The sequence below is a fragment of the Acidovorax sp. KPB24-07 genome (assembly GCF_057543315.1).
The window spans coordinates 1-2,559 of the sequence record NZ_BAAJYS010000443.1 but is presented as its reverse complement, the minus strand read 5'-3'; the positions used below and the strand labels follow the sequence as shown (position 1 = coordinate 2,559).

The 2,559-nt window shown below is 60.3% G+C and carries 4 protein-coding genes; 1 reads left to right on the top strand and 3 read right to left on the bottom strand.

What is annotated here, in order from left to right:
• The first annotated feature begins 134 nt into the window (after positions 1 to 134).
• Positions 135 to 659 (top strand): DUF2946 family protein, encoded by a 525-nt coding sequence (locus AC27IQ_RS22305; RefSeq protein WP_272565753.1) that lies wholly within the window; start codon positions 135 to 137, stop codon positions 657 to 659.
• A gap of 151 nt (positions 660 to 810) precedes the next feature.
• Here AC27IQ_RS22305 and AC27IQ_RS22300 read toward each other — a convergent pair whose 3' ends face one another.
• The 3 genes from AC27IQ_RS22300 to AC27IQ_RS22290 all read right to left on the bottom strand — a co-directional run.
• Positions 811 to 1,140, bottom strand: coding sequence for a hypothetical protein (locus tag AC27IQ_RS22300; RefSeq protein WP_487090838.1), 330 nt, complete (start codon positions 1,138 to 1,140; stop codon positions 811 to 813).
• Positions 1,141 to 1,177: 37 nt separating this feature from the next.
• Positions 1,178 to 1,948 (bottom strand): DUF6402 family protein, encoded by a 771-nt coding sequence (locus AC27IQ_RS22295; protein ID WP_487090837.1) that lies wholly within the window; start codon positions 1,946 to 1,948, stop codon positions 1,178 to 1,180.
• Between the two features lie 329 nt (positions 1,949 to 2,277).
• Positions 2,278 to 2,559, bottom strand: a 282-nt coding sequence (locus tag AC27IQ_RS22290) for a c-type cytochrome (RefSeq protein WP_487090836.1), incomplete at its 5' end; no start/stop codon positions are given.

The following is a 2,559-nucleotide window of genomic DNA, read 5'->3' as shown; positions in this document are numbered from 1 at the left end:
CGGGCACGTCGGCTTCGCCCCGGGGCGCCTGCCGGGCCACGTGCGCGCCATGCCGGCCGAGGTGGCCGGCTGGCTGGCGGCCCACGGGGCACCGGACTACGCAGCCGGCGAAACCCCCTCGATAGCATCGCGCCATGGATGACATCGTCAAGCAGGCCATCGCCAAGTGGCCCAACGTTCCCGATTGCTACGGCTGGCTGGGGCTCGACGCGCGGGGCCGCTGGTACATGCGCGACGACGCCACCCAGGCCCAGGGGCCGTTCCCGCAGGCCAAAGGCTCGCTGCTGGCGCACGGCAAGCTCATCGACTTCATCCAGCGCAACTACGAGGCCGACGCCCAGGGGCGCTGGTTCTTCCAGAATGGCCCGCAGCGCGTGTACGTGGAGCTGGAGATCACCCCGGTGGTCTGGCGCATCGAGCCGGATTTCACCCTGGTCGCCCACACCGGCCGCGCCTCCACCGCCCGCGAATGCCTGCTGGACGAGGCCGGTCGCCTGTACCTGTTCGACGGCACCGTGCTGGGGCTGGCGCACACGCTGGACATGGAAACCGCCGCGCAGGCGGTCGAGGCCGGGCAGTGGGACCCGCAGCCGGTGCAGGCGGCCGATCTGCCGGTGCGCTATGGCTACGTGCTGCAGCCCTCGGTGTTCCGGGTCTGAGCCGTTGCCGGGCCCCGGGCGGTTCTGCGCGGCGCGGCAGTGCCGGCGCACACACTTTCTCAAGGCTTTACCTGCTGGCGTTGTCCCGAGCGGCCGGGCGCTTCACTTCGGATATGACCTCGTCTTCACCGAAGATGCCTATGAAAGCCAGTCACGAGCCGGGAAGCACCCATTCGGCGATCAGCTTGATCTCCACGCTCCGTGGTTCCCAGTGGACCTGATCTACCAGTTGCACGGCTTCGATGTTCGTCTCTTGCAAGACGGTGCCGTCCTGGGTTTGGAGCTGCACAAAGCCAGGGGCGTCTGCGGAAGCGCCGGGCGACATTCGCCACGGCGAGCCGATCCGGAACACGGCCACTTGAAAGCGTTGGTCCGGACTGGTGAAGGTTTTGTAAACGCTGGAGCAACACAGCTTGCGCCCGCTGGGCGTGAACGACAGCCAGCCACAGACCCCCAGCGCCACGGCGACGAGCAAGGCCAAGAATTTGGAGCGCGATGCGCTTGGATGGGCCATGGTTCTAAGGCTTGAACAAGAACGTATTGTTCGTGGTCTGCTTGAGCACCCGCATATCGGAATAGATCAGAAAATCACCGCCTTTCCCATTGGCCGAGCGCCATTTCCTGAAATCAGAATTGCGGACGTTGAAGCCGCCATTCAAACCGGTTCGCCCGACGCTATTGGATTCGAAGTTCCAGTTTCCAAGATCCTGGTCCTCGCCCGCTGCATCATTGAAGTCATAGGAGTCCTTGACATAGATGCCTACCTCCTCGATGGTCACCAGATAATTGCCGGTCGGAACCTTCGGTGCTGGGCCTGAAGCAACTTTTTTCTCGGTCATTTCAGCCTCTACGGTTCCGGCCACCACCAGGCGGAACGTGAAGTTGCCCAATGCGGTCCTCAAGTCGTCCATGGGGCCCACTAACATGTCCATGTTTCCGCCAATCACGCGGAATTGAATGGCTTCATTCTCCATGGACTGGAGCATCCTGGGGAGCAAGAAGCGTTGTTTGCCGCTGCCCAGTGCGTTCTTTCGTTTGAGGAGCTTCACAATCTCCCTGCGGGCAGCTTCATTCAGCCAAATGCGTTCCGAGATCAGCGTGTCGTAGACTTGGCGCGCTCGGGAAAAGCCAAGAACCCAATCCATGGTAATGATGTCTGTAGACGCTATACCATTCGAGGGGGATGAGTTTGATGGGTCTGAAAACCACTTTTCCATCAATTGGGCCCCACGCTCCCAATTGTTTGATCGCATCACTGTGGGCAGCTTTGTGATATCAAGCTTGGACATATTATTATCAAGTCATTGAAAGATTAAATTGATAATAACATGGCTCTCACTGAATTTAAAAGTCAAGCAGTGATTTTTGCCTTTTGATTGAATTGATGTTTCAATGATTCCAGTTTGAAAGGGAATTTTCGATCGTTTTAACCGAAGTGAGATGTCCGCCCCGTAGAGAATTCCTGCCGGATGCAGTTCATTTGGTTAATGCATAAAAAAAAGGGACAAGCAATCGCTGTCCCTTTTCTTTTGTGAAGTGCCCTGAGTAATTCTCAGGGCTTACCAAACGGGCATGGAGTTGAATGCCCCGCCTTTTGTGGTAGGTCGGGTGCCTCGTCTTACTTGGCCGCGTTGGCCATGAACTCGACCGCCGCATGGATGTCCGCGTCCGACGCCTGCGTGCCGCCGCGGGGCGGCATGGCGCCCTTGCCGGCGATGGCGATGCGGGTCATGCCGTCGATGCCGTCCTTCAGGCGCTCGGCCCAGGCGGCCTTGTCGCCAAACTTGGGCGCACCTGCGATGCCGGCGGCATGGCAGACCTGGCACGCCTGCTTGTACAGGGCTTCGCCAGCGCCGGCGGCGGCCGTCGTCGTGGGGGCGGCGGGTGCCGCGGCCGGAGC

What these genes read in the sequence shown, in the direction of transcription:
- AC27IQ_RS22305 (WP_272565753.1), top strand. Translation starts at nt 135, where the DNA reads ATGGATGACATCGTCAAGCAGGCCATCGCCAAGTGGCCCAACGTTCCC.
- AC27IQ_RS22295 (WP_487090837.1), bottom strand. Translation starts at nt 1,948, where the DNA reads ATGTCCAAGCTTGATATCACAAAGCTGCCCACAGTGATGCGATCAAAC.